Origin of the sequence: Escherichia sp. E13S3 (assembly GCF_004212325.1) — a bacterium.
Lineage (GTDB): Bacteria > Pseudomonadota > Gammaproteobacteria > Enterobacterales > Enterobacteriaceae > Escherichia.
Genome location: NZ_RHJR01000004.1, coordinates 168456 through 191323 on the forward strand (window position 1 = coordinate 168456; position 22868 = coordinate 191323).

The 22868-nt window shown below is 51.1% G+C and carries 22 protein-coding genes and 1 tRNA gene; 10 read left to right on the forward strand and 13 right to left on the reverse strand.

Annotation, left to right across the window (positions count from 1 at the left end):
* Positions 1 to 65: 65 nt before the first annotated feature.
* Genes D9597_RS06105 through yejF form a run of 4 tightly spaced genes read left to right on the forward strand, consistent with a single transcriptional unit; the run spans position 66 to position 5591 of the window.
* Complete coding sequence (locus tag D9597_RS06105) at positions 66 to 1880, forward strand: extracellular solute-binding protein (protein WP_130221889.1); 1815 nt, start codon at positions 66 to 68, stop codon at positions 1878 to 1880.
* Complete coding sequence (locus D9597_RS06110; RefSeq protein WP_130221890.1) at positions 1881 to 2975, forward strand: microcin C ABC transporter permease YejB; 1095 nt, start codon at positions 1881 to 1883, stop codon at positions 2973 to 2975.
* Positions 2975 to 4000 (forward strand): ABC transporter permease, encoded by a 1026-nt coding sequence (locus D9597_RS06115; RefSeq protein ID WP_130217098.1) that lies wholly within the window; start codon positions 2975 to 2977, stop codon positions 3998 to 4000. The genes D9597_RS06110 and D9597_RS06115 overlap by 1 nt, the downstream gene beginning before the upstream one ends.
* 1 nt (position 4001) lies before the next feature.
* Positions 4002 to 5591, forward strand: a complete 1590-nt coding sequence (yejF, locus tag D9597_RS06120) for a microcin C ABC transporter ATP-binding protein YejF (protein WP_130221891.1) — start codon at positions 4002 to 4004, stop codon at positions 5589 to 5591.
* A gap of 3 nt (positions 5592 to 5594) precedes the next feature.
* Here the strand turns inward: yejF and D9597_RS06125 are convergent, their stop codons facing one another.
* From D9597_RS06125 to rsuA, 3 genes are all read right to left on the reverse strand, one after another.
* The gene (locus D9597_RS06125; protein ID WP_064526789.1) at positions 5595 to 5939 is read right to left on the reverse strand and encodes a YejG family protein; all 345 of its coding nucleotides are present in this window, start codon (positions 5937 to 5939) and stop codon (positions 5595 to 5597) included.
* A 332-nt stretch (positions 5940 to 6271) separates the two neighbouring features.
* Positions 6272 to 7462: a multidrug efflux MFS transporter Bcr gene (gene bcr, locus D9597_RS06135; protein ID WP_000213385.1), complete on the reverse strand. Its 1191-nt coding sequence runs from the start codon at positions 7460 to 7462 to the stop codon at positions 6272 to 6274.
* Between the two features lie 27 nt (positions 7463 to 7489).
* On the reverse strand, positions 7490 to 8185 hold the full coding sequence (gene rsuA, locus D9597_RS06140) for a 16S rRNA pseudouridine(516) synthase RsuA (RefSeq protein WP_130207114.1): 696 nt from the start codon (positions 8183 to 8185) through the stop codon (positions 7490 to 7492).
* 148 nt (positions 8186 to 8333) lie between these two features.
* On the opposite strand from rsuA, the gene D9597_RS06145 reads away from it, so the two are divergent.
* Together D9597_RS06145 and rplY are read left to right on the forward strand one after the other, a co-directional pair.
* Complete coding sequence (locus tag D9597_RS06145) at positions 8334 to 10094, forward strand: DEAD/DEAH box helicase (protein WP_130221892.1); 1761 nt, start codon at positions 8334 to 8336, stop codon at positions 10092 to 10094.
* A gap of 124 nt (positions 10095 to 10218) precedes the next feature.
* Positions 10219 to 10503, forward strand: a complete 285-nt coding sequence (gene rplY / locus D9597_RS06150) for a 50S ribosomal protein L25 (RefSeq protein ID WP_000494183.1) — start codon at positions 10219 to 10221, stop codon at positions 10501 to 10503.
* A 75-nt stretch (positions 10504 to 10578) separates the two neighbouring features.
* Here rplY and D9597_RS06155 read toward each other — a convergent pair whose 3' ends face one another.
* The 4 genes from D9597_RS06155 to yejK all read right to left on the reverse strand — a co-directional run bounded on the left by D9597_RS06155 (position 10579) and on the right by yejK (position 14689).
* Positions 10579 to 10989: a cytochrome c3 family protein gene (locus tag D9597_RS06155; RefSeq protein ID WP_130221893.1), complete on the reverse strand. Its 411-nt coding sequence runs from the start codon at positions 10987 to 10989 to the stop codon at positions 10579 to 10581.
* Positions 10986 to 12626 carry an FAD-dependent oxidoreductase gene (locus D9597_RS06160; RefSeq protein WP_240725519.1) on the reverse strand — a complete coding sequence of 547 codons (1641 nt, stop codon included), beginning with the start codon at positions 12624 to 12626 and terminating at the stop codon, positions 10986 to 10988. Before D9597_RS06160 ends, D9597_RS06155 begins: the two co-directional genes overlap by 4 nt.
* Positions 12627 to 12719: 93 nt before the next feature.
* Positions 12720 to 13304, reverse strand: coding sequence for a NapC/NirT family cytochrome c (locus D9597_RS06165; protein WP_130221894.1), 585 nt, complete (start codon positions 13302 to 13304; stop codon positions 12720 to 12722).
* Positions 13305 to 13681: 377 nt separating this feature from the next.
* Entirely contained in the window at positions 13682 to 14689 is a 1008-nt protein-coding gene (gene yejK, locus D9597_RS06170; RefSeq protein ID WP_130207118.1) for a nucleoid-associated protein YejK, read from the reverse strand.
* 181 nt (positions 14690 to 14870) lie between these two features.
* Here yejK and D9597_RS06175 point away from each other — a divergent pair, with 181 nt between their 5' ends.
* The 4 genes from D9597_RS06175 (at position 14871) to narP (ending at position 17860) form a co-directional block, all read left to right on the forward strand.
* The gene (locus D9597_RS06175; protein ID WP_001135667.1) at positions 14871 to 15098 is read left to right on the forward strand and encodes a YejL family protein; all 228 of its coding nucleotides are present in this window, start codon (positions 14871 to 14873) and stop codon (positions 15096 to 15098) included.
* Between the two features lie 19 nt (positions 15099 to 15117).
* Positions 15118 to 16878, forward strand: a complete 1761-nt coding sequence (yejM, locus tag D9597_RS06180; RefSeq protein WP_130221895.1) for an LPS biosynthesis-modulating metalloenzyme YejM — start codon at positions 15118 to 15120, stop codon at positions 16876 to 16878.
* Between the two features lie 74 nt (positions 16879 to 16952).
* Positions 16953 to 17029, forward strand: a tRNA-Pro gene (locus D9597_RS06185).
* A gap of 183 nt (positions 17030 to 17212) precedes the next feature.
* Positions 17213 to 17860, forward strand: a complete 648-nt coding sequence (gene narP, locus D9597_RS06190; protein WP_064526779.1) for a nitrate/nitrite response regulator protein NarP — start codon at positions 17213 to 17215, stop codon at positions 17858 to 17860.
* 36 nt (positions 17861 to 17896) lie between these two features.
* Here narP and ccmH read toward each other — a convergent pair whose 3' ends face one another.
* Genes ccmH through ccmC form a run of 6 tightly spaced genes read right to left on the reverse strand, consistent with a single transcriptional unit; the run spans position 17897 to position 22859 of the window.
* A complete protein-coding gene (ccmH, locus tag D9597_RS06195) occupies positions 17897 to 18949 on the reverse strand; it encodes a cytochrome c-type biogenesis thiol:disulfide oxidoreductase CcmH (RefSeq protein WP_130221896.1) in 1053 nt (350 codons plus the stop codon).
* Entirely contained in the window at positions 18946 to 19503 is a 558-nt protein-coding gene (gene dsbE / locus D9597_RS06200; protein ID WP_000824439.1) for a thiol:disulfide interchange protein DsbE, read from the reverse strand. The genes ccmH and dsbE overlap by 4 nt, the downstream gene beginning before the upstream one ends.
* Complete coding sequence (ccmF, locus tag D9597_RS06205) at positions 19500 to 21443, reverse strand: cytochrome c-type biogenesis heme lyase CcmF (RefSeq protein ID WP_130221897.1); 1944 nt, start codon at positions 21441 to 21443, stop codon at positions 19500 to 19502. The genes dsbE and ccmF overlap by 4 nt, the downstream gene beginning before the upstream one ends.
* Entirely contained in the window at positions 21440 to 21919 is a 480-nt protein-coding gene (ccmE, locus tag D9597_RS06210; protein WP_130221898.1) for a cytochrome c maturation protein CcmE, read from the reverse strand. Before ccmE ends, ccmF begins: the two co-directional genes overlap by 4 nt.
* Positions 21916 to 22125 carry a heme exporter protein CcmD gene (ccmD, locus tag D9597_RS06215; protein WP_130217080.1) on the reverse strand — a complete coding sequence of 70 codons (210 nt, stop codon included), beginning with the start codon at positions 22123 to 22125 and terminating at the stop codon, positions 21916 to 21918. The genes ccmE and ccmD overlap by 4 nt, the downstream gene beginning before the upstream one ends.
* Complete coding sequence (gene ccmC / locus D9597_RS06220) at positions 22122 to 22859, reverse strand: heme exporter protein CcmC (RefSeq protein WP_001295447.1); 738 nt, start codon at positions 22857 to 22859, stop codon at positions 22122 to 22124. The genes ccmD and ccmC overlap by 4 nt, the downstream gene beginning before the upstream one ends.
* Between the last annotated feature and the right edge of the window lie 9 nt (positions 22860 to 22868).

Consider the following 22868-nt stretch of genomic DNA (forward strand, 5'->3'; position numbering starts at 1 on the left):
TTATTATTCATAGTTGAAGCATGCCGGATTGCGGCTAATGATGAGTAAAAGGAAATCCGTTGCAGATGATTGTGCGCATACTGCTGCTGTTTATCACCCTGTTCACCTTCGGTGCGCAGGCGCAAGCTATCAAGGAAAGCTATGCCTTTGCGGTGCTGGGAGAACCCCGGTATGCTTTTAATTTCAACCATTTTGATTATGTGAATCCCGCTGCGCCGAAGGGCGGGCAAATAACGTTATCCTCCATTGGTACCTTCGATAATTTTAACCGCTATGCACTACGCGGAAACCCCGGCGCACGCACCGAGCAACTGTACGACACGCTATTTACCACTTCCGATGACGAACCCGGCAGTTATTACCCGCTGATTGCCGAAAGCGCACGCTATGCTGACGATTATTCTTGGGTAGAAGTCGCTATCAATCCGCGCGCCCGTTTTCATGATGGTTCGCCGATTACCGCACGCGACGTTGAGTTTACTTTTCAAAAATTTATGACCGAGGGCGTGCCACAGTTTCGCCTGGTATACAAAGACACAACGGTCAAAGCCATAGCGCCATTAACCGTGCGTATTGAGTTAGCCAAACCAGGCAAAGAAGATATGCTGAGTCTGTTTTCGCTGCCGGTATTTCCAGAAAAGTACTGGAAGGATCATAAACTTAGCGACCCGTTATCTACACCTCCGCTTGCCAGTGGTCCGTACCGCATTACGTCCTGGAAAATGGGGCAAAATATTGTCTATTCCCGCGTGAAAGATTACTGGGCGGCCGATTTACCGGTAAATCGTGGTCGCTGGAATTTCGATACCATTCGCTACGATTATTATCTCGACGATAATGTTGCCTTCGAAGCGTTTAAAGCTGGCGCCTTTGATTTACGCATGGAAAACGACGCCAAAAACTGGGCCACGCGCTATACCGGTAAGAATTTCAATAAAAAATACATTATCAACGATGAGCAAAAGAACGAATCAGCCCAGGATACGCGCTGGCTGGCGTTTAATATTCAACGACCGGTATTCAGCGATCGCCGGGTCCGGGAAGCCATCACCCTCGCCTTTGACTTTGAATGGATGAATAAGGCGTTGTTTTACAATGCCTGGAGTCGCACGAACAGTTATTTTCAGAATACCGAATACGCGGCCAGAAATTACCCCGACGCCGCTGAGCTGGTGCTTCTGGCGCCAATGAAAAAAGATCTACCGCCAGAAGTGTTCACGCAAATCTACCAGCCACCAGTGTCCAAAGGCGATGGCTACGACCGTGACAACCTGTTAAAAGCCGACAAACTTCTCAACGATGCAGGCTGGGTGCTGAAAGGTCAGCAACGCGTTAATGCCACCACAGGCCAGCCACTCAGCTTTGAATTATTGCTTCCTGCAAGCAGCAATAGTCAGTGGGTATTGCCGTTCCAACATAGCCTGCAACGGCTGGGTATCAACATGGACATTCGCAAGGTGGATAACTCGCAAATCACCAACCGAATGCGCAGCCGCGACTATGACATGATGCCGCGCGTGTGGCGGGCGATGCCGTGGCCCAGTTCCGATTTACAGATTTCCTGGTCATCGGAATATATCAACTCCACTTATAATGCCCCCGGCGTGCAAAGCCCGGTTATCGACTCGCTAATTAACCAAATTATTGCCGCGCAGGGAAATAAAGAAAAATTACTGCCTCTGGGGCGCGCCCTGGATCGCGTATTAACGTGGAATTATTACATGTTGCCGATGTGGTACATGGCGGAAGACCGTCTCGCCTGGTGGGATAAATTCTCCCAGCCGGCCGTGCGCCCCATCTATAGCCTCGGTATCGATACCTGGTGGTATGACGTCAATAAAGCGGCCAAACTGCCGTCCGCCAGCAAACAGGGAGAGTAGATGGGCGCTTACCTGATTCGCCGTCTGTTGCTGGTGATCCCAACATTATGGGCGATTATCACCATCAACTTTTTCATCGTGCAAATTGCGCCTGGCGGTCCCGTCGACCAGGCCATCGCCGCCATTGAGTTTGGTAATGCCGGAGTATTACCCGGCGCAGGCGGCGAAGGCGTTCGTGCCAGCCATGCGCAAACGGGCGTCGGCAATTTCAGCGACAGTAATTACCGTGGCGGACGCGGGTTAGATCCAGAAGTGATCGCTGAGATCACCCATCGCTACGGTTTCGATAAGCCGATCCACGAACGTTACTTCAAAATGCTTTGGGACTACATTCGCTTTGATTTTGGCGACAGCCTGTTTCGCAGCGCCTCGGTGCTGACGCTGATTAAAGACAGTCTGCCTGTTTCCATCACCCTCGGATTGTGGAGCACGCTGATTATCTATCTGGTGTCGATTCCGCTGGGTATTCGCAAAGCCGTTTATAACGGCAGCCGCTTTGACGTCTGGAGTAGCGCATTTATCATCATCGGCTACGCCATTCCAGCCTTTTTGTTCGCCATCCTGCTGATTGTCTTCTTCGCGGGCGGCAGCTATTTCGACCTGTTCCCTCTACGCGGCCTGGTTTCCGCTAACTTTGATTCGCTGCCGTGGTATCAGAAAATCACGGATTATCTGTGGCATATCACGCTGCCGGTGCTGGCGACAGTGATTGGTGGCTTTGCGGCGCTGACCATGCTGACAAAAAACTCATTCCTTGATGAAGTGCGTAAGCAATACGTGGTTACCGCGCGTGCGAAAGGGGTAAGTGAGAAAAATATTCTCTGGAAACATGTGTTCCGCAACGCCATGCTGCTGGTGATTGCCGGTTTTCCGGCAACGTTTATCAGCATGTTTTTCACCGGCTCGCTGCTGATTGAGGTGATGTTTTCGCTCAATGGCCTCGGTTTACTGGGCTACGAAGCGACCGTCTCGCGCGATTATCCGGTGATGTTTGGCACCCTGTACATTTTCACCCTGATTGGCCTGCTGCTGAATATTGTCAGCGACATCAGCTATACGCTGGTCGATCCTCGTATTGATTTTGAGGGACGCTAATGTCGCGACTCAGCCCCGTCAATCAGGCCCGTTGGGCGCGTTTTCGTCATAATCGTCGCGGCTACTGGTCGTTATGGATTTTCCTCATCTTGTTTGGTTTGAGTTTGTGTTCTGAACTGATCGCCAACGATAAGCCATTGCTGGTACGTTATGACGGCAGCTGGTATTTCCCGTTGCTGAAAAACTACAGTGAGAGTGATTTTGGCGGCCCACTGGCAAGTCAGGCTGATTATCAGGACCCGTGGCTGAAACAACGGCTGGAAGATAAAGGCTGGGTACTGTGGGCGCCGATTCGCTTTGGCGCTACCAGTATCAACTTTTCCACCGACAAGCCCTTCCCCTCCCCACCTTCCCGGCAAAACTGGCTGGGAACGGATGCCAACGGTGGCGATGTGCTGGCACGCATTCTGTATGGCACGCGGATCTCGGTTCTGTTTGGCCTGATGCTGACTCTCTGTTCCAGCGTGATGGGCGTGCTGGCGGGGGCGCTACAAGGCTATTACGGCGGTAAAGTCGATCTCTGGGGGCAACGCTTTATTGAAGTATGGTCGGGGATGCCGACGCTGTTTTTGATTATTCTGCTTTCCAGCGTCGTACAGCCTAACTTCTGGTGGCTGCTGGCAATTACTGTCTTGTTTGGCTGGATGAGTCTGGTCGGCGTGGTGCGGGCGGAGTTTTTACGTACCCGTAATTTCGACTACATCCGCGCGGCGCAGGCGCTTGGCGTCAGCGATCGCAGTATTATCCTGCGTCATATGTTGCCTAATGCCATGGTCGCGACCCTCACCTTTTTACCGTTTATTTTATGTAGTTCGATAACCACCCTGACCTCGCTCGATTTCCTCGGCTTCGGTCTGCCGCTCGGTTCACCATCACTCGGCGAACTGCTGCTACAAGGGAAAAATAACCTTCAGGCTCCGTGGCTTGGGATCACTGCCTTCTTGTCGGTGGCGATATTGTTGTCTTTGCTGATCTTTATTGGTGAAGCCGTCCGCGACGCATTTGATCCTAATAAGGCGGTGTAACATGACGCAAACTCTGTTAGCGATTGAAAATTTGTCGGTGGGTTTTCGCCATCAGCAAACTGTTCGTACCGTAGTGAATGGTGTTTCACTACACATTGAGGCTGGCGAAACGCTGGCGCTGGTGGGTGAGTCAGGTTCTGGCAAAAGCGTTACCGCGCTGTCAATTTTACGCCTGCTCCCTTCCCCGCCGGTTGAATATCTCTCTGGCGATATCCGTTTTCATGGAGAATCGCTGCTTCATGCCAATGAGCAAACATTACGTGGCGTGCGGGGAAATAAGATTGCCATGATTTTCCAGGAGCCGATGGTGTCATTAAACCCATTGCATACCCTGGAAAAACAGCTTTATGAAGTGCTTTCACTCCACCGCGGAATGCGTCGGGAGGCGGCGCGTGGCGAAATTCTTAACTGCCTTGATCGCGTCGGTATCCGTCAGGCGGCAAAACGGCTGACAGATTATCCGCATCAGCTCTCCGGCGGCGAACGCCAGCGGGTGATGATTGCGATGGCGCTGTTAACGCGACCGGAATTATTAATTGCCGATGAACCGACCACCGCACTGGACGTCTCTGTCCAGGCGCAGATTTTACAGCTGTTGCGCGAACTGCAAGGCGAGCTGAATATGGGTATGCTGTTTATTACTCATAACCTCAGCATTGTCAGAAAACTGGCCCACCGCGTGGCGGTAATGCAAAACGGCCGCTGTGTGGAGCAAAATAACGCCGTTACGCTCTTTGCCTCCCCTGAACATCCTTATACGCAAAAGCTACTCAACAGCGAACCGTCAGGCGACCCGGTGCCGTTGCCAGAACCGGCCTCAACGTTGCTTGATGTTGAACAGCTTCAGGTCGCCTTCCCCATTCGCAAAGGGCTCCTGAAGCGCGTCGTCGATCATAATGTGGTGGTGAAAAGCGTCAGTTTTACGCTACGGGCGGGTGAAACGCTGGGTTTAGTGGGCGAGTCCGGTTCCGGCAAAAGCACAACGGGGCTGGCGCTACTGCGGTTGATTAACTCTCAGGGCAGCATCGTCTTTGACGGTCAGCCATTGCAAAATTTAAATCGCCGCCAGCTGTTACCTATTCGTCATCGCATTCAGGTGGTATTTCAGGATCCAAACTCCTCGCTCAACCCACGACTCAACGTTTTGCAGATTATTGAGGAAGGCTTACGGGTTCACCAGCCGACGCTTTCTGCCGCACAACGCGAAGAACAAGTGATAGCAGTGATGCATGAAGTGGGGTTAGATCCTGAAACGCGCCACCGTTATCCGGCGGAGTTCTCGGGTGGTCAGCGGCAACGTATTGCGATTGCCAGGGCATTGATTCTTAAGCCTTCGCTGATCATTCTTGATGAACCAACATCATCGCTCGACAAAACGGTACAGGCGCAAATATTGACGCTATTGAAATCATTGCAACAAAAGCATCAACTGGCCTATTTGTTTATCAGCCATGATTTGCACGTTGTCCGCGCGTTGTGTCATCAGGTTATCGTGCTGCGACAGGGAGAAGTGGTGGAACAAGGACCGTGCGCGCGCGTGTTTGCCGCACCGCAGCAGGAGTATACGCGTCAGCTATTGGCGTTGAGCTGACGCTTAAAATGGATTGTAGTTTGAGAAGGGTTCGGCAATGGCCACACCAAAATTTTTCAATCGGCATGTTGCAGCAAACTCGTCCTGGCGATTTACAAACAGGCACGGCTCACCTTCACACTCCAGCACCGAACATGGAACTTCGATGTCGCTTAACGCCTGGCTTAGTTTGTACATCACCGACCATGCGTTATCGCCATCCGGGCTAAGTAATTTAAGCGCCACCAGGCTGTTGTCGCCGCACTGTCCATTTTGCGGAATCGGTTCAACTTTCGAACCTGCGAAACCTGCAGACCAACGATAGTTCTGCGGCAGTCGATGGACGATTGAGAGTTGTAATGAAGTCACTTATTTTCCCCGGAAGCACATTTACTTCACAATTTATTTACATTAATTTTAACACATCATCAACAATCTGTCCTTCAACAGATCGTAAAGATTGATGCCTCGCCTGCGTGGCCGCTATTGTTCTGATTTAAATGATATCTGCGGGCGTGGTCACGTTTGCGGGGCTATATGTACCCGTTTCTGCGATCTAACTCAACCTTTTTAACTACAATGATGTGACTTTTTACATAAATTGAGTTTACATAAAATAAACATATATCGGGGGAATGATAGATTTGCGGTTGACATGCATCAACAAAGGAAGCCTTTTAGCTTCCCCGTTGTGCAATAGATCACCGTTTTTTCGGTCGACTGGCGTAAAGACAGAAGAGAATGGAACTGGTCGCACAGAAAGCAATGGACCAGATCATTGGCCATGCAGAGTTAAACGTCGCCAGCGAAAGCAGTGCACCAACAATGGCGCCAATACCAAAACGGAAGGTTCCTGCCAGCGACGACGCAGTTCCCGCCATATGGGGGAACTCATCCAGAATGACCGCCATCGCGTTAGAAGACACCATCGATACGCAGCCCACAAACGCCGCAACGCCAACCACCAGCGACCAGAATCCCAGCCCCAGTAGTGCGCTGATAACCATCCACGCCGCCATAATAAATTGTATCCATAACCCCGAGCGGAACATATTTAACGCGCCAATACGGCGAACGAAGCGGCTGTTAAAGATGGTCATCACGAACAGGAAAACAATGTTTAGCGCAAAGTAATAACCAAAGTTTTCCGGTGCAACGTGGTTAATTTCAATGTAGACAAACGGTCCAGCGCTTAAGAACGAGAACATCCCGGCAAAGCTGAAACCACTGGCCAGCATATAACTCAGGACACGCTTATGGCGGAACAGCGCAGCAAAGTTACCGATAGTGGTACGAATGTGGAACGGTTGGCGACGCTCTGGCGGTAACGTTTCTTTGATCAGGAAGAAGATCATTGCCGAAGCCAGAATTGCCGCCACAGCGAGGATCCAGAAGATGTAATGCCAGCTCAACCACACCAGCACCCAACCGCCAACAATCGGTGCCATCAACGGTGCAATGGTGGTCACCAGCATGACAAACGACATCATCCGCGAGAACTCTTCTTTCGGGTAGATATCGCGCATCAAAGCGTTGATAACCACGCTGGCCGCAGCCGCAGCCAGACCGTGGAAGAAACGCATCACAATCAGCTGATCGATGGTTTGCGCCAGCGCGCACGCCACCGCCGCCGCGGCAAACACCAGCGTACCACCGAGGACAACCGGCTTGCGCCCGAAGCTATCCGCCATCGGCCCGTAAATTAACTGCCCCAACGCAAAACCCAGAATATAAGTACTCAGGGTCATCTGTGTGCTGCCCGCTGGCACACCAAACTGCGCTGAAATCACTGGCAGCGCGGGCAGATACATATCAATCGACAGCGGCATTAACATGGCCAAAAGGCCAAGGATAAAGACAATAGCAAACGACGAATGCTGTCGAGTGGTCACAACGGGCTCCTGAATAAAATGAAAGTGTTAACCGACGCTGGCAATTTCTTCTGCAGTTAATGGACGATATTCACCTGGGGCTAAATCTTCATCCAGAGTAATACCGCCAATGCGTTCACGATGCAGTTCAACCACGTGGTTACCCACGGCGGCGAACATGCGTTTCACCTGATGATAACGCCCTTCACTGATGGTCAGACGGACCTGCGTAGGGGTAATCACTTCCAGCACCGCTGGCTTAGTGAGATCTTTTTCGTTATGCAGCTGTACGCCTTTGGCAAATTGCTCTGCCGTATCGTCAGCTACGGGTGATTCCAGCGTCACCAGATAGGTCTTCTCGCAATGATGACGCGGAGAAGTAATGCGATGCGACCACTGACCGTCGTCAGTCATCAGCACCAGACCGGTGGTATCAATATCCAACCGCCCCGCCGCGTGCAGTTTCCACGCCACAGGTTCATCCAGAAAATAGAGCACCGTTGGGTGATCCGGGTCATCAGTTGAGCAAACATAGCCCTGGGGCTTGTTGAGCATGAAATAACGCGGGCCGTGTTGCTGCGCCAGCGGATTGCCATCATAAGCAACATCGTGTTCAGGGAGCAGTTTGAACGCTGCATTGCGGACGATTTCGCCATCAACGGTGACACGATTGCCGCGGATTTCACGCCCGGCAATAGCACGGCTAACACCGAGTTGCTGTGCGATAAATTTATCAAGTCGCATGTGTGTGATTTTGCCTGTAAAAACGGAGGTCGGGCATAGACCCGAAAATCAGAACTGTTGTCTGCCCAGTATAGCGGTCTAATAACTTCCCTCAAGGGAAAAAGATCCGTGGCATACTATTAGCAGATTAATCTACCTACGCTAAACCATGATTTTTACACTTCGTCCATACCAGCAAGAAGCCGTGGATGCCACGCTCAACCATTTTCGTCGTCATAAAACCCCTGCCGTTATCGTGCTGCCTACCGGAGCAGGTAAAAGCCTGGTGATTGCCGAACTGGCACGGCTGGCGCGTGGTCGTGTTCTGGTGCTGGCACACGTCAAAGAACTGGTGGCGCAGAACCATGCTAAATACCAGGCGTTGGGGCTGGAAGCCGATATTTTTGCCGCCGGGCTAAAACGCAAGGAGAGCCACGGTAAAGTGGTATTTGGCAGCGTGCAATCGGTCGCCCGTAATCTTGATGCCTTTCAGGGTGAATTTTCGCTGTTGATTGTCGATGAATGCCACCGTATTGGTGACGACGAAGAGAGCCAGTATCAGCAAATCCTCACTCACCTGACAAAAGTGAATCCCCACTTACGCCTGCTGGGGCTGACTGCCACGCCTTTTCGACTGGGCAAAGGCTGGATTTATCAGTTCCATTATCACGGCATGGTACGCGGCGATGAGAAAGCCCTTTTCCGTGACTGCATTTATGAGCTGCCGCTGCGTTATATGATTAAACACGGCTATCTGACGCCACCAGAACGGCTGGATATGCCGGTAGTGCAATACGATTTCAGCCGCTTGCAGGCACAGAGTAACGGGCTGTTCAGCGAAGCTGATCTCAACCGGGAATTGAAAAAACAGCAACGCATTACACCGCACATCATCAGCCAGATTATGGAGTTCGCCGAAAAGCGTAAAGGGGTGATGATTTTCGCCGCGACGGTTGAACACGCAAAAGAGATTGTCGGTTTGCTACCCGCAGAAGATGCTGCACTGATTACTGGCGACACGCCCGGCGCTGAGCGCGATGTATTAATTGAAAATTTTAAAGCCCAGCGTTTTCGCTATCTGGTCAACGTCGCGGTACTGACCACCGGATTTGACGCCCCGCACGTCGATCTTATCGCCATTCTGCGCCCTACCGAATCAGTGAGCCTTTACCAACAAATTGTCGGGCGCGGTCTGCGTCTGGCGCCGGGTAAAACAGATTGCTTAATTCTCGATTATGCGGGCAATCCTCATGACCTCTACGCACCGGAAGTTGGTACACCGAAAGGCAAAAGTGACAACGTTCCGGTGCAGGTTTTCTGCCCTGCTTGTGGCTTTGCCAACACCTTTTGGGGCAAAACGACCGCCGATGGGACATTGATTGAACACTTTGGTCGCCGCTGTCAGGGATGGTTTGAAGATGACGACGGACATCGCGAACAGTGTGACTTCCGTTTTCGTTTTAAAAATTGTCCGCAATGTAACGCGGAAAACGATATTGCCGCTCGCCGTTGCCGCGAATGTGACACCATTCTGGTTGACCCGGATGATATGTTAAAAGCGGCGCTACGACTGAAAGACGCCCTGGTATTACGCTGTAGCGGCATGTCTTTGCAGCATGGGCACGATGAGAAAGGCGAATGGTTGAAAATCACCTATTACGATGAAGACGGCGCTGATGTGAGTGAGCGTTTCCGTCTGCAAACGCCCGCCCAGCGTACTGCCTTCGAACAGCTTTTTATCCGCCCGCATACGCGTACACCGGGCATCCCTTTGCGTTGGATCACCGCTGCCGATATCCTCGCCCAACAAGCGTTGCTGCGCCATCCTGATTTTGTCGTCGCCCGCATGAAAGGTCAGTACTGGCAAGTACGTGAAAAAATATTCGATTACGAAGGTCGTTTTCGGCGGGCGCACGAATTACGCGGTTAATGGTAGTTTTGATTGATGTATAAGGCGATTGAGTATAGAATCTCGCCCGCTTTTGCATACGCAAAGCAGATCACTTACCTGTTGCTGGGTCGCCTGTAGCAGGAATCATTTAAGAGAGAAAGAAATGTTTACTATCAACGCAGAAGTACGTAAAGAGCAGGGTAAGGGTGCGAGCCGCCGCCTGCGTGCCGCTAACAAGTTCCCGGCAATCATCTACGGTGGCAAAGAAGCGCCGCTGGCTATCGAGCTGGATCACGACAAAGTCATGAACATGCAAGCTAAAGCTGAATTCTACAGCGAAGTTCTGACCATCGTTGTTGACGGTAAAGAAATCAAAGTTAAAGCTCAGGACGTACAGCGTCATCCGTACAAACCGAAGCTGCAGCACATCGACTTCGTTCGCGCTTAATTGCTGAATAAGTTGAACAAAAGAAAACGGCCTTTACGGGCCGTTTTCTTTTTTAGCGACTGACAAATACCTGCACTACTTAATCTTCACATCAAACTGATGGCAGTTGTTGCAATAGAGTGGCTGTGGTTCCTTCTCATGTGACGTATGGCATACCGTACAGCGAATTTCCCCGCCATGAGAGTCATGGAAAGAAGCAACTCGTGTTTTACCCGACTCCGGATACTCTTTTAACACTGAGTTACCTTCTGAATCCTTCTTACCATGATAATAACGCTCACCAGGCGCATGGCAGCTAACGCACGTTGGCGTCATATTCTTGTTGGCTTTAACATCATCAACATGGCAGTTATTACATTCCAGACCAATGGTCTTGTGCATTTTCATGCCAACAATCTCTTGTGCACTGGCAGAAACCATACCGATAACGGTGCACATTACGCCAGCAAGAATGATTGTGACAATGTTCTTCAATAGCTTGTTCATTTGCCACCTCCCTGTGCCTGCATTCTGGTGCTTATAATATGTTTCGCTGCCATACGTCCCGACGTCAACGCAAAGCCAGAAGCCGATCCTTCAAGTACCAAATCATAGGAGCTGTCATACAGACCGCCCATATCCTGCCCGACAACATACAGACCCGGAATAATCTTCTCATTGGTATCGTAGACCTGCAGATCGCTGTTCATTTTCAAACCACCCAGCGTCAGGAAATAAGCCCGAATACCTTTCACGGCGTAATACGGTCCTTTATCCTGAAATTTAAACAGATGCTCTTTCTTGCGCCCCCAGTCAGGATCGAAACCTTCATCCGTATACTTGTTTACTTTCGCAATCGTCGCTTTCAGATTGTCTGCAGGAACATTGATCTGTTTTGCCAGATCGTCCAACGTTTCACCTTTAAACAACCACCCTTCTTTCATGCCGATCTCGATCGCCTGATCCAGCGCCTTCATCGGTTGCCCTGGCAACACAATGGCGTTAAACGGCGTGACCGGCCCTTCGTTAACCATCTTCTGACGCATTGCGTCATCCCAGACGGAATACATGACTCCGCCATTCATGGTGATAGCGTTATAAACGAGGGTAAAACTGGAACCGAGTGACTCATCAAAGAAACGCTCGCCTTGTCGGTTAATCCACAGGAATGGCTGACTTAATGATGTTCTGGCCTGTTTTTGGTAATCAGCGCCATTAAACTGACGGATAGGAGGGTCTTGATCGACATATGGGCTATTGCCAGCAATGGTTTGCATCCCGGCAGTATCAGCGCCAATGTCTTGCCCCATTTTGATACCATCGCCTTCGCGTCCATCAATCAGGGGGCCACGTAGTTTGACCGGCACCATGTTTTTCTGATTCACATCGGTGATGTATTTTTCAATCATGTCACGGTTGTTGGCAAAACCACCGGTCGCCACAATCACACCTTTACCATAGGCAATGATTTTTTCCCCTGTTACGCTATTAACCGCTTCGACGCCAACGACATCACCGCTTTGTTTATCGCGAATAATCTTCTTAACAGGAGTTTCGGTGTAAATTTGACCACCGCCATCAAGGATCTTCTTGTAAAAGCTTTTAGTAACAGATGCACCGTTATGCTTATACATATGCCAGGTCCATAATGAATCTGACTGAGGATAAATGGTGGTTTTTAAGGTCGTAAACTCAACGCCATTACTGGCAACCCAATCAATGGTTTCGCCTGAGTTTTTCATTAATGCGTGCAATGCACTGGCATTGGCTCGCCAGTGATGGAAATCGATCGCCTTACCAAAGGCTTGATTCAGCGTGGCACCTTTCCCCTCTTTTTTCTGCATAAGGGTGCCAATGCCTAAACTGCCTTCAGGATAAACGCCTGCCCCTCCAAGGCTTGGTAGTTTTTCAAAAATAACAACCTTGGCTCCGCCCTGTACTGCAGTCAACCCTGCGGACATGCCAGAAAGCCCACCGCCAATAACAACAACATCTGTTTGGATTATTCTCTCACTAACTGGTTCGACGGATGGATTCGACAGATTGATATGCGGGATCTTATTCATATTTCTGTCAGCATAGGCGCTTAGGGAAAGCGCCGTTAATACCCCAGCTAATAAGAATCCCCTTTTTAGTTTCCTCATAACATGGTCCTTTTGCATAAAAATTTAAATCAACATGAAACCCTTCTTGTTTTTATTTGAAACCAAACAGACATGACATTCATGTATTAATGACTAATGCACTGCTGTTGCAACTGCTGGTAATTTATGTGCAATGCCGGCATGACAATCAATGCATGTTTTCCCCTCTTTAAGAGAAGCCTCATGGAACGGCGCCATAAATTTTTTCTGTAATTTAGAAATATCGTGGCAGTTTCTGCACTCCTGCGAATTATTTGCTTTCATTCTTGCCCATTCCGCTTTTGCCATTTCACCACGATGTGCATCGAATTTTTCAGCCGTATCAATTACGCCTGTCATATGACCCCAAACCTCTTTAACGGCGTGGGCTTTTCTGATCATCTTAGGGACAAATTCATCAGGAATATGGCAATCGGCACAAGCGACCTTCACGCCAGTACGATTACTGCCATGAATGGATTTTTTGAAGCTCTCGGTGAGGATGTTGTCTTTCATTTCATGACAACCCAGGCAAAAGCTGTCAGTGCTGGTGTTGTGAATGACCGTGTTCATGACGACAAATAAACAGCCACTGAATACAATGAGGGTAAAGATAAAACATACCAGTAACTTTCTGGTTAAAGAGAACGTTTTTTTCGGTCGACAACACTTTTTATCTTCAGGATTTTCTTGCTCCATGCGGTGAATCCTTAAAATCATTCATACGATTAATATAATGAGTCAAACACAACGGCAATAATATTGACATTAAAAATATATTTGCATTTTATATAGGCAAAGCAAATAACAAAATATAACGCCAGGAAACTCAATATAATTAAACAGAATGTTTTTTCCAGTGTTACAGCTCACAAAAAACGGCGGAAATAGTTACCAGACCGATTTATTATCGAATAAAGAGGAAGAGAAAAATATTTACTGCAACACTTAATATGATAACAGAGAAAATATTTTCGAATGAAAGGTCAATCAGCAAGTTATCTTACTCACTGATTGACAAGAATTGTGATTACCCCGCAACTGTTTCTCCGAAAAGAAACATTCGCGTTGGAGATTTAGTTCCCGCCAGACGTCCGGCGCTGCAATTGATCGCGCAGATTCGGCGGCGTACCTTTAATGGTCAGCGTATCGGTCGCTGGATCCCAGAAGATGCGTTCACCTAACAGCATCGCATCAAAGTTAATGGTCAAGCCACCGCCGCTACCGGCAAACTTCGTCAATTGACGCAGCGTGCTGCGGTCTGCCGGGAAGCTCTCTTCCAGTTCGTAGCCTTTTTCAGCCGCAAACTCCGTGAAGCTCACTTCGCTGACGCCCGCCAACTCTTTTGACAGCGATTCCAGTTCGATCTCCTCGCCCGCCTGCAATTGCTCATTACAATAGCTATAAACTTGCTGGCGAACGTTCTGCCGTTCTGCTTTATCCAGTTGCGCTTCTGCGGTGAAGTCGTCGACTGCTTGCAACAGACCGCGGTTTTGCGCTTTGGCGTTCAACCCTTCGCTGGCACCGAGGAAATCCATAAAGAAATCGGCGACTTTGCGTCCTACTCGCCCTTTCAGGAAAGTCAGGTAGCGGGTCGATTCCGGATTGGTTTCCCACTCAGTTAAATCAATACGCGCCACAATATCCGCATGATTGATATCAAGATAATGGGTCGGGTTGATGTCGAGATTTTCGTTGACGCGCATACTGCTTAGATTGCTCAGCACGCAAATCAGCAAATACTCAACTGCCAGATAACGATAGTGGCAAAACAGGACGAAACCGCCATCAGCAAAAGGATATTTCGCCAGTTCGTCACGCAGGCGACCGGTTGCCGCGCGGCTAAATGCCAGAAAGTCCTCTTCGCCCTGACGCTGTAAGCGCAGCGTCTGCGCCAGTTCACTCTCTTCGCTGAACAATCCGTAGGCTTTGTTCTTGGCGCTATAGACCCGATGCAGCTCTGCCACCATCTCAACGACGGTTTCCGTCGGTTCCAGCAATGAATCGCGCAACACCAGCTCAAGGTTCTGCTCATCACGCTTGATAAGCTGGTGCAGAGCAATCTGGTTGATATCCAGACTCATGATAAACTCTCCTTTAAGACCGGGCGGTATTCAACCACCACCGGTAAAGCGACGCAATAAAAGATGGCGGCCATTTTACAGAAGGCTGCGTAAGGAGAATGATTGAAAGCATAAAAAAGCAGAAAAAAAACCGTTGCTACGGTAATATGTTGCCCTTTCATCAACTAACTGATTTCGATTTATGCCACAAATTTCCCGCTACAGTGATGAACAGGTTGAACAATTGCTCGCAGAGCTGCTCAACGTACTGGAAAAACATAAGGCTCCGACCGACCTTTCCCTGATGGTGTTAGGCAACATGGTCACTAACCTTATCAATACCAGCATTGCCCCGGCTCAACGCCAGGCAATTGCCAACTCTTTTGCCCGCGCTTTGCAGTCCTCGATCAACGAAGACAAAGCGCACTAAGGGAAACAGATAACAGGTTATGGTAACTCATCGTCAGCGCTACCGTGAAAAAGTCTCCCAGATGGTCAGCTGGGGGCACTGGTTTGCACTGTTCAACATTCTGCTCTCACTTGTCATTGGCAGTCGTTACCTGTTTATCGCCGACTGGCCGACAACGCTTGCGGGTCGTATTTATTCCTATGTAAGCATTATCGGCCACTTCAGCTTTCTGGTGTTCGCCACCTATTTGCTGATCCTCTTCCCGCTGACCTTTATCGTCGGCTCACAGAGGCTAATGAGGTTTTTGTCCGTCATTCTGGCCACTGTGGGAATGACGCTGTTACTGATCGACAGCGAGGTCTTTACCCGTTTCCATCTCCATCTTAATCCCATCGTCTGGCAGTTGGTTATCAATCCGGACGAGAATGAGATGGCGCGCGACTGGCAGCTAATGTTTATCAGCGTGCCAGTTATTTTATTGATTGAACTGGTGTTTGCGACGTGGAGCTGGCAAAAGCTGCGCAGTCTGACGCGTCGTCGACGCTTCGCCCGTCCGCTGGCCGCATTCTTATTTATAGCCTTTATCGCCTCACACATGGTGTATATCTGGGCCGATGCTAACTTCTATCGCCCTATCACCATGCAGCGCGCTAACCTGCCGCTTTCGTACCCGATGACGGCGCGACGTTTTCTTGAGAAGCATGGTCTGCTTGATGCGCAGGAGTATCAACGCCGTCTGATCGAGCAAGGCAATCCAGACGCTGTTTCCGTACAGTATCCGTTAAGCGAATTGCGCTACCGCGATATGGGCACCGGGCAAAATGTGTTGTTGATTACTGTCGATGGCCTGAACTACTCACGCTTTGAGAAGCAAATGCCTGCACTGGCGGGTTTTGCCGAGCAAAATATTTCGTTCACGCGCCATATGAGTTCCGGCAACACCACCGACAACGGTATCTTTGGCTTGTTCTATGGCATCTCGCCAAGCTATATGGACGGTATTCTGTCGACCCGTACGCCTGCGGCGTTAATTACCGCGCTCAACCAGCAAGGCTATCAGTTGGGCTTATTCTCGTCAGATGGCTTTACCAGTCCGCTGTATCGCCAGGCATTGTTGTCAGACTTCTCGATGCCGAGCGTACATACACAATCCGATGAGCAGACCGCCACGCAGTGGATCAACTGGCTTGGCCGCTACGCGCAAGAAGATAACCGCTGGTTCTCGTGGGTATCTTTCAATGGCACCAATATTGATGACAGCAATCAGCAGGCATTTGCCCGGAAATATAGCCGTGCGGCTGGTAATGTCGATGACCAGATCAATCGCGTCCTGAATGCGTTACGTGAATCCGGGAAACTGGACAACACGGTGGTGATTATCACTGCTGGTCGCGGCATTCCGCTGAGCGAAGATGAAGAAACCTTTGACTGGTCACGTGGCCATCTTCAGGTGCCATTAGTCATTCACTGGCCAGGCACACCGGCACAGCGTATTAATGCCTTGACCGATCATACTGATCTTATGACCACGCTGATGCAACGCCTGCTACACGTCAGTACGCCTGCCAGCGAATACTCACAAGGTCAGGACTTGTTCAACCCTGAGCGCCGTCATTACTGGGTAACAGCCGCGGATAACGATACGCTGGCAATTACCACACCGAAAATGACGCTAGTACTGAACAATAACGGTAAATACCGCACTTACAACTTACGTGGTGAAAGAGTGAGAGACGAAAAACCACAGTTGAGTTTGTTATTGCAGGTGCTGACAGACGAGAAGCGTTTTATCGCTAACTGATTAATTATAAATCAGTTAGCAAAATATCTTACTTGCAATCGGTGTGGAAAACGGTAGTATAAGCAGCCACGAGTCGGCACGTAGCGCAGCCTGGTAGCGCACCGTCATGGGGTGTCGGGGGTCGGAGGTTCAAATCCTCTCGTGCCGACCAAAAATCCCAAGAAAACCAACCGCAAAGGTTGGTTTTTTTATATCTACGTCATACCCCTTCTACCCACACTTACAGTTTTCACTACATGCCCATACATAAAATGGGGTAACATTCACGCGCCTGGTAGCGTAACCAACGCTACGCTCAAACATAATGATTCTAATAAAACCTCAGGAGACTACTATGCCTGAAGCAACGCCTTTTCAGGTGCTGATTGTGGATGATCATCCACTTATGCGACGCGGTGTTCGTCAGTTACTGGAGCTTGACCCTGGCTTTGAAGTGGTCGCCGAAGCAGGCGACGGCGCTAGTGCTATCGATCTGGCGAATAGACTGGATATCGACGTGATCTTGCTGGATCTCAATATGAAAGGTATGAGTGGCCTGGATACCCTCAATGCCTTGCGCAGGGATGGCGTTACCGCGCAAATTATAATCCTGACCGTTTCAGATGCCTCCAGCGATATCTTTGCATTGATAGACGCAGGCGCTGACGGTTATCTGTTGAAAGATAGCGATCCGGAAGTGTTGCTGGAAGCGATTCGCGCCGGAGCAAAAGGTAGCAAAGTCTTTAGTGAACGCGTCAGTCAGTACTTACGCGAGCGTGAAATGTTTGGCGCTGAAGAAGACCCCTTCAGCGTGCTAACGGAGCGTGAATTAGATGTTCTGCACGAACTGGCACAAGGACTGTCCAATAAGCAGATCGCTTCGGTACTGAATATTTCTGAGCAGACGGTAAAAGTCCATATCCGCAATCTGCTGCGTAAACTCAACGTCCGCTCACGCGTGGCGGCCACCATTCTGTTCCTGCAACAACGCGGGGCGCAATAAAAAAATAGCCCGATGGCGTCACCATCGGGCTTCTTCTTATTTACTTTCGTGTGGTGATAAATGCTGCATCGCCTGCGCGATACTGCGTTCAATCACCGCACGGCGAGTATCGTTGGCAGGTAAGAGTTTCAACATCATCTCCCACGCAGCAACGGCTTCGCCAAATCGCTGCTGCTCAAAGGCATTAAACGCATACATACTTAACACACGAATATTGCTGTGGTCGCTTCTCACCAGTTGACGCAACAACTCGCCGCCCAGGCGGTTATCGTTGGGGTCAGAAGAACGTGTTAACGCTTCAGCGTAACCCAGTGCGGCATCGCTGTTCTTTGGATCGAGGCGATACGCAGTGGCGTATGCATCGGTCGCGATACTGGCATTCCCCAGCGCCATCCCAATGCGGCCAAGCATAATCCAGCCTTCAATATCTCCCGGATTTTTTTGCAGTTGAGTACGCATTCCAAGTGCAAGGCGCGACATCTCTTCTTCATTGAGCGGATCGGCTTTCGGATCCAGTGCCCTGTCCAGCAATGCCGGAGCCTGCGCCGTGGCCTGCTGCCAGACTTTTACCTGCTGATAATTGCCAGTCTGGTAGTAGCCGACGCCTGCCACGATCAACGCCACAACAATACCCGGCAGGTAAACAGCAAATCCGGCAGGCTTACCTTCCGGCACGCTTTGTTCAGGAAGCGCTTCTGGCACCACGCGTACCCGACGCCGCGAGCGGGCGTAAATGACCCAACCGCCAATGCCAATAGCCACTACCGGAAGCACCCACAGCAGCACGGTCAGCGGCGTTAACGGCGGATCGTAAGTGACGAAGTTGCCGTAACGCGCCACCATATAATCGACAATCTCTTTCTTACTTTTGCCTTCCTGCATCAGTTCATACACTTTCTGGCGCAGATCGGTCGCAATCATCGAGTTAGAATCGGCAATGCTGTTGTTCTGGCATTTCGGGCAGCGGAGTTCTTCAGTGAGCTGACGGAACTGTTGCTCCTGTGCTTCATCTTTAAACTGCAACACGTCGATGGTCGCCAGCGCTGAGCCGGAGATCATCAGCATCAGCACGCCCAATAAAAACCTCATTGTGCGGCCTCCTTACTGTATTTCTCCCACAGCGGCTTGATCTCTTCTTCCCAGACGCGAGGATTGAGATCGCCCGCATGGCGATAGCGAATGATGCCGTTGCCGTCGATGAGGAACGTTTCTGGCGCGCCATAGACACCGAGATCCAGCCCTAACATGCCGTCGCCATCAAACAGGCTTAGCGCGTAAGGATTGCCCAGCTCTTTCAGCCAGCTGATTGCCTTCTGGCGATCGTCTTTATAGTTCATGCCGACCACGCGAATGCCCTGCGCAGAAAGCTGATTCAGATATTGATGTTCCGCACGGCAGGTCGGACACCAGGTCGCCCAGACGTTAAGCAGCACCGGTTTGCCCTGAGTCAGCACATCCGCCTGATAAAACTGCCCCGGATTGTCCAGTGATTCGAGGCGAAATTTCGGCACAGGCTTGCCAATGAGCGCCGATTCCAGATTGGTCGGATCATCCCCTTCGGCATTACGCGCCAGCTGCCACAGCAACGCCGCGGCAATCGCCAGGAAGATAATCAAAGGAATTAACAATACTTTGCGCTTCATACAGCCTCCGGCGCAGTTTTCTGCGGGCTTACGCGCTTACGATAGCGAGGATCAAACAGGCACAGCAGCCCGCCCAACGCCATCATCAGCCCGCCCGCCCAAATCCAGCGAACAAACGGTTTGTAGTAAAGACGCACAGCCCACGCGCCGTTTTCCAGCTCTTCACCGAGCGCGGCGTACAGGTCACGCGTGATGCCGCCATCAATCGCCGCTTCGGTCATCATCGACCCGGCAGTGTTGTAATAACGTTTTTCCGCATACAGCACCGTTTCCGGTTTACCCTCTCGCGTTACGCCGATAGTCGCCACACCGCCGCGCCAGTTCGGACCAGTCACCTCTTTGACATCACGGAAGGTGAAGCGATATTCATGAATATCGACGCTATCGCCGGACTTCATGCGCACATCACGCTCAACGCTATAGTTCTGGCTAAAGGCAATGCCAACAATTGTCACCGCCAGCCCCAGGTGAGCCGCCACCATCCCCCAATAACTGAAGGTGGTTTTCGTGCCGCGTGAAATACGCAGCACAGCTTCCGCAATTGCCAGCACCGCAATCCAGCAGGCCATTGCCAGGCCGAGCACCGTCATCGCCACAACTTTGCTTTCGAACAGCCACGGCAACAGCAGAGACAACACCAGCGTAGAGATGAAGGCGATAATCAACAAATTGCGGATTTTACGCGGTCGGTCGCGCCCCCAACGCACCAGCGGACCAATGCCCAGCACCAGTGCAAATGGCACCATCAGCCAGGTAAACATGCTGTTGAAGAACGGTTCGCCAATCGAAATACTGCCGAGTCCCAGTTGCTTGTGCACCAGCGGCAGCAGCGTCCCCAGCAATACCACCAGCATCGCGGCGACCAGCAAAACGTTGTTCGCTAACAGCAAAGATTCCCGCGACCACAGCGCATTGTTTACGCGTGAGCGAACTTTGTGTCCACGCGCGGCAAACAGCAGCAGCGAACCGCCAATCACCAGCACCATAAAGGCGAGGATAAACATACCGCGCGCCGGATCAGACGCAAACGCGTGTACCGATACCAGCACGCCGGAACGCACGAGGAAGGTCCCCAGCAGACACAGCGAGAAAGCACTGATTGCCAGCAGTAATGTCCACGCTTTGAAGCTGGCGCGTTGTTCAGTGACCGCCAGTGAGTGCATCAGCGCAGTACCCACCAGCCATGGCATAAACGAGGCGTTTTCTACCGGATCCCAGAACCACCAGCCGCCCCAGCCGAGTTCGTAATAGGCCCACGCGGAACCGAGTACGATGCCGAGCGTCAGGAAGATCCACGCTGCCAGCGTCCACGGACGGGTAAAACGCGCGTAAGTGCTGTCCAGACGCCCACTCAGCAAAGAAGCAATAGCAAAAGCAAACGCCACCGAGAAACCAACGTACCCCATATAAAGCAGAGGCGGATGGAAGATCAGCCCCGGATCCTGCAACAACGGGTTAAGGTCGCGCCCTTCAATCGGGAAGTTCGGCAATGTGCGTGAGAACGGGTTAGAGGTAAAGAGAATGAACAGCAAAAAGCCGACGCTGACCATCCCCATTACCGCCAGTACGCGCGCCACAATATCCAGCGGAATACGCTGGCTAAAAATCGCCACCGCAAACGTCCAGCCGCTCATTAGCAGCACCCACAGCAGTAGCGAACCTTCATGCGCCCCCCACGTGGCCGCCACGCGATACCACACCGGAAGCTGGGTATTGGAGTTACTGGCAACATAGGTGACGGTGAAGTCGTTTACCACAAAGGCGTTTACCAGCACCAGAAACGCGCCAGCCACGCACATAAACAGCAGCCAGGCAAACAGCCGGGAGGAGGCCATCATCCGCGCATCTCCACGCGCCACACCCCATAGCGGATAAACAGACAGCAAAAGTGCAATCCCTAACGCCAGGCACAGCAGTCCGTTACCAATTTCTGGCATCATGATGCGGGATCCTTATAAGCACTTGCCGGGCGACGATGGTTAGCATCCATCGCCTTTTCAACTTCTGGCGGCGTGTAGTTTTCGTCGTGTTTCGCCAGTACTTCTTTAGCGAGGATATGATTGCCTTTTTCCAGCTCGCCCTGAACCACAACGCCCTGCCCTTCACGGAACAGGTCCGGCAAAATGCCTTCGTAAGAGACATCAACTGAACCTTCAGCATCGTAAATGGTAAACGTCACTTTCAGTGAGTCAGGATCGCGCTGCACGCTACCCGGCATCACCATCCCGCCCACGCGCAGACGCTGGCCAACTTCCGGCATCTGCTGCGTTTCACGCTTTCCGTAGAGAATTTCTCCCGGTGTATAGAAAAGATCGATATTAGAGCGCAGCGCATACAGCACCAGACCGATGGTCAGCGCCAAACCTGCCAACACGGCGCAGGCAATCCACAAACGATTTTTACGGCGAATATTCATGCGGCCTCCTGCTGTTGCATGGCACGTAACCGCGCCTCACGCGCCCGCTGTTGCGCCACACCACGCAAAATTGCGCGATGCCGCATCACCGAGTGCACGACCAAAGCCACCAGCGGAATCACGGTCATCACCACCGCCAGCCAGACAAAAAAGGCGTAACCGCCCATTGCGAAAAATTCATTCCAGGAAGCAAATGCAGGGGTCATTTACGGCCTCTTTTCAGTATCAGTTCACTCACCCACGGACGGCGTTTTTCCATCAGCAAAATCAAATTGCGCATCCGCATTAGCGTCAGCGTGGCAGAAAGCAGCAGGAAGCCAAAAATCGACCAGCGCAGCGGCGAACGCATTGCCGGATCGATACTTTGCTGCATCCGCGTTGATCCCTGATGTAGGGTGTTCCACCACTCCACGGAATAATGAATAATCGGCAGATTCACCACGCCAATCAGCACCAGAATACCTGCCGCACGGCCCGCCAGACGGCGGTCGTCGAAGGCGTGCCACAGGGCAATCACACCAACATACAAAAACAGCAGCACCAGTTCAGAAGTCAGACGCGCGTCCCACACCCACCAGGTGCCCCACATCGGTTTTCCCCATGCAGAGCCGGTAACCAGGGCAATAAAAGTAAATACCGCGCCAATAGGCGCCATCGCCGCGACCGCCAGGTTAGCCATTTTCATCTGCCAGACAAGACCGATGAACGCCGCTACCGCCATCGAGGCATAAATACCCATCGACCAGATTGCCGCTGGCACATGTAGATAAATAATGCGGTAGCTATTTCCTTGCTGATAATCAGCCGGAGCAAAGCCGAATCCCCAGATCCAGCCGACGGTGAGCACGACCACACTGGCGATTGCCAGCCACGGTATAAACCAGCCACAGATTTGATATAACCGTGGAGGGATCGCCAGTTGATGTAGTGTTTTCCACATAGTTTCGAT

What these genes read in the sequence shown, in the direction of transcription:
- yejM (WP_130221895.1), top strand. Translation starts at nt 15,118, where the DNA reads ATGGTAACTCATCGTCAGCGCTACCGTGAAAAAGTCTCCCAGATGGTC.
- D9597_RS06160 (WP_240725519.1), bottom strand. Translation starts at nt 12,626, where the DNA reads ATGAGGAAACTAAAAAGGGGATTCTTATTAGCTGGGGTATTAACGGCG.
- D9597_RS06165 (WP_130221894.1), bottom strand. Translation starts at nt 13,304, where the DNA reads ATGGAGCAAGAAAATCCTGAAGATAAAAAGTGTTGTCGACCGAAAAAA.
- ccmE (WP_130221898.1), bottom strand. Translation starts at nt 21,919, where the DNA reads ATGAATATTCGCCGTAAAAATCGTTTGTGGATTGCCTGCGCCGTGTTG.
- D9597_RS06105 (WP_130221889.1), top strand. Translation starts at nt 66, where the DNA reads ATGATTGTGCGCATACTGCTGCTGTTTATCACCCTGTTCACCTTCGGT.
- D9597_RS06145 (WP_130221892.1), top strand. Translation starts at nt 8,334, where the DNA reads ATGATTTTTACACTTCGTCCATACCAGCAAGAAGCCGTGGATGCCACG.
- D9597_RS06115 (WP_130217098.1), top strand. Translation starts at nt 2,975, where the DNA reads ATGTCGCGACTCAGCCCCGTCAATCAGGCCCGTTGGGCGCGTTTTCGT.
- ccmC (WP_001295447.1), bottom strand. Translation starts at nt 22,859, where the DNA reads ATGTGGAAAACACTACATCAACTGGCGATCCCTCCACGGTTATATCAA.
- ccmF (WP_130221897.1), bottom strand. Translation starts at nt 21,443, where the DNA reads ATGATGCCAGAAATTGGTAACGGACTGCTGTGCCTGGCGTTAGGGATT.
- yejF (WP_130221891.1), top strand. Translation starts at nt 4,002, where the DNA reads ATGACGCAAACTCTGTTAGCGATTGAAAATTTGTCGGTGGGTTTTCGC.
- D9597_RS06110 (WP_130221890.1), top strand. Translation starts at nt 1,881, where the DNA reads ATGGGCGCTTACCTGATTCGCCGTCTGTTGCTGGTGATCCCAACATTA.
- yejK (WP_130207118.1), bottom strand. Translation starts at nt 14,689, where the DNA reads ATGAGTCTGGATATCAACCAGATTGCTCTGCACCAGCTTATCAAGCGT.
- D9597_RS06155 (WP_130221893.1), bottom strand. Translation starts at nt 10,989, where the DNA reads ATGAACAAGCTATTGAAGAACATTGTCACAATCATTCTTGCTGGCGTA.
- narP (WP_064526779.1), top strand. Translation starts at nt 17,213, where the DNA reads ATGCCTGAAGCAACGCCTTTTCAGGTGCTGATTGTGGATGATCATCCA.
- dsbE (WP_000824439.1), bottom strand. Translation starts at nt 19,503, where the DNA reads ATGAAGCGCAAAGTATTGTTAATTCCTTTGATTATCTTCCTGGCGATT.
- rsuA (WP_130207114.1), bottom strand. Translation starts at nt 8,185, where the DNA reads ATGCGACTTGATAAATTTATCGCACAGCAACTCGGTGTTAGCCGTGCT.
- rplY (WP_000494183.1), top strand. Translation starts at nt 10,219, where the DNA reads ATGTTTACTATCAACGCAGAAGTACGTAAAGAGCAGGGTAAGGGTGCG.
- ccmD (WP_130217080.1), bottom strand. Translation starts at nt 22,125, where the DNA reads ATGACCCCTGCATTTGCTTCCTGGAATGAATTTTTCGCAATGGGCGGT.
- D9597_RS06175 (WP_001135667.1), top strand. Translation starts at nt 14,871, where the DNA reads ATGCCACAAATTTCCCGCTACAGTGATGAACAGGTTGAACAATTGCTC.
- ccmH (WP_130221896.1), bottom strand. Translation starts at nt 18,949, where the DNA reads ATGAGGTTTTTATTGGGCGTGCTGATGCTGATGATCTCCGGCTCAGCG.